This is a genomic window from Photobacterium frigidiphilum (assembly GCF_003025615.1).
Lineage (GTDB): Bacteria > Pseudomonadota > Gammaproteobacteria > Enterobacterales > Vibrionaceae > Photobacterium > Photobacterium frigidiphilum.
The window spans coordinates 1-2,401 of the sequence record NZ_PYMJ01000094.1 but is presented as its reverse complement, the minus strand read 5'-3'; the positions used below and the strand labels follow the sequence as shown (position 1 = coordinate 2,401).

Below are 2,401 nucleotides of genomic sequence, written 5' to 3'. Positions count from 1 at the left end.
GTAAGCGTCTGGCCAAACACACCTTCATCTAATTTCTGATTTCAGTTATGTTATTTCCAAGTCACATAAAAGGAAATAACAATGAAAAGAACGCGCAACGAAACACAATGGCAGACTCTAATACAAAATCAACAAACCAGTGGATTAACTATTTCAAATTACTGCCAACAGCATCAATTACCGACTTCTAGCTTCTACGCTTTCAAGAAAAAACTGGGCTTAACATCCAACAGTTTTGTTCGCGCCAAAGTGATACAGCAAATTGAGTTCTTGGAAGAGCAACCATCCATCACACTCACGGTTGGTAAGGCAAACGTCAGTTTGCCTGCAACAACATCCGCTACATACTTGGCTCAAATACTGCGTGAGTTGAGCTAATGCAATCCTTTATTGAACCATCAGCCGTTTTTATACACCGTGATTTTGTCGACTTTCGAAAATCAATAAACGGGTTAGCAGCCATTGTTGAAGATGAGCTTAATCGTGACGCTTACACGGGTGAATTGTTTGTGTTTTGCAATAAAGCCAAAGACAAACTAAAAATACTGTATTGGGATAAGACGGGTTTTGCACTTTGGTACAAGCGTCTTGAGAAGCAAAAATTCAAATGGCCGAGTAACATCGATTGCAATGAGTTTGAATTAACGGACGAACAATTTAAGTGGTTGCTATCAGGATTTGATGTGCTTGGTCATCAAGAATTACATTATCAATCGATGATCTAACTCAGTCGGTATTTATCATATCTGAGTAGTCAACGATCGTTGACGCTCCCCCTTGTACTCATTGACATCAAAAGCAGTTTCATTTTGATAAACTTGCTAAAATGAGCAAATGAAACTTGATGTGAACTTATTACCAGACGACCCAGAACAACTTAAGAAAATGTTACTTGAGTTGCAGCTGCTCGTGGCTCAAAAAGATAATGAGTTAGCTGAAAAAGACGCGATTTATCAAGAACTACTTGAACGTTATAATATAAAATTGGCTAACGAATACGGTAAAAAGTCAGAAAAAATGCCTGGTGCCGATGAAGTTTTCAATGAAGCCGAAGTCACACTTGATGAACAAGACGAGCTGCTATTAGCGAGCTTATCAACTGAAGAAAAAACAGAGCAAAAAGTCAAACCAAAGCGCAAACCACTACCGCCTGAACTCCCCCGAAAAGACGTTATCATTGATATTGAGGACACGGATAAAACATGTGATTGTTGCCGTAATTCTTTGCATAAAATGGGTGAGAGTAGCAGCGAAACCCTTGAATTTGTACCCGCTCATATTAAAGTCATTAAAACCATTCGCCCGAAGTATACGTGCCGACATTGTGAAAATAATGGGATTGAAAGTCACATAAAAATGGCACCGATACCCGCCACGCCAATCCCGAAAAGTATTGCTACCGCGAGTTTGCTGAGCCAAATAATCACCTGTAAATATCAATTTGGTTTACCGCTTTATCGACAAGAAACAATGTTGAGTGACATAGGTATTGAGTTGAGTCGTCAAACCATGTCGAGCTGGATATTACGTTGCGCAACATTGCTTGAACCTTTATATATGCGCTTGAAAACCACATTGCTCGCTGAGCCCGCTATTCATGCAGATGAAACACCGCTAAAAGTAATCAAAGCCGAAAAAGCGACAAGCTATATGTGGGTATATTGCTGTGGAGCAGATGCATTAGGCAGTAACACCAATATTGTGTTATTCGATTATCACAATAGTCGTAAAGCCCAATGTGCGATTGATTTTCTTGATGGTTACCAAGGTTACATGCACGTTGATGGATATAAAGCTTATGAATCAACGCAAGCGACACTGGTAGCCTGTCTTGCGCATATTCGTCGTAAATTTATCGACGTGAAAAAACTGCAAGGAAAAAAGAAAACAGGGAAAGTGGATATCGTATTAAATTTAATTGGTAAGTTATACGGAATAGAAAAACGCATTAAGGGCAAATCTGTTGAAGAAAAATTAGCAATCCGACAGTCACAAGCCAAGCCTATCGTAACCACATTATATAACTGGCTCATCGAGCATAAAGAAAAAATCCCACCAAAAAGTAAATTGGGAGAAGCAATAAGTTATAGCTTAAACCAATTTGAAAAATTCCAGCGCTATCTTGAAGATGGCAGGTTAAGCATTGACAATAACCGAGCAGAACGGGCAGTGAAGCCCTTTGTGATAGGTCGTAAGGCTTGGCTATTTTCGTACACCAATACAGGTGCGAACGCGAGTGCGATTTTATATAGTTTGGTTGAAACAGCAAAAGCGAATAATCTTCTTGTTCATGATTATATCGCAACCTGCTTGCAGCAGATTGCTGAAAAACCGAATAATATTGACGCGTTGCTGCCATGGAATATTAAGCATAGCTAGGTGTCGTTGCCCAGACGCTTAC

General features: G+C 39.7%; 3 protein-coding genes. All 3 read left to right on the top strand.

The features are described 5' to 3' along the window. Positions 1 to 81 precede the first annotated feature (81 nt). Positions 82 to 378: an IS66 family insertion sequence element accessory protein TnpA gene (tnpA, locus tag C9J12_RS29765; RefSeq protein WP_107247061.1), complete on the top strand. Its 297-nt coding sequence runs from the start codon at positions 82 to 84 to the stop codon at positions 376 to 378. After that, positions 378 to 725, top strand: a complete 348-nt coding sequence (gene tnpB, locus C9J12_RS29760; RefSeq protein WP_011218059.1) for an IS66 family insertion sequence element accessory protein TnpB — start codon at positions 378 to 380, stop codon at positions 723 to 725. Before tnpA ends, tnpB begins: the two co-directional genes overlap by 1 nt. A gap of 109 nt (positions 726 to 834) precedes the next feature. Continuing rightward, positions 835 to 2,379 carry an IS66 family transposase gene (gene tnpC / locus C9J12_RS29755; RefSeq protein WP_107247058.1) on the top strand — a complete coding sequence of 515 codons (1,545 nt, stop codon included), beginning with the start codon at positions 835 to 837 and terminating at the stop codon, positions 2,377 to 2,379. Positions 2,380 to 2,401 lie beyond the last annotated feature (22 nt).

Coding starts and splice junctions, on each gene's coding strand:
- tnpA (WP_107247061.1), top strand. CDS start 82: ATGAAAAGAACGCGCAACGAAACACAATGGCAGACTCTAATACAAAAT.
- tnpC (WP_107247058.1), top strand. CDS start 835: ATGAAACTTGATGTGAACTTATTACCAGACGACCCAGAACAACTTAAG.
- tnpB (WP_011218059.1), top strand. CDS start 378: ATGCAATCCTTTATTGAACCATCAGCCGTTTTTATACACCGTGATTTT.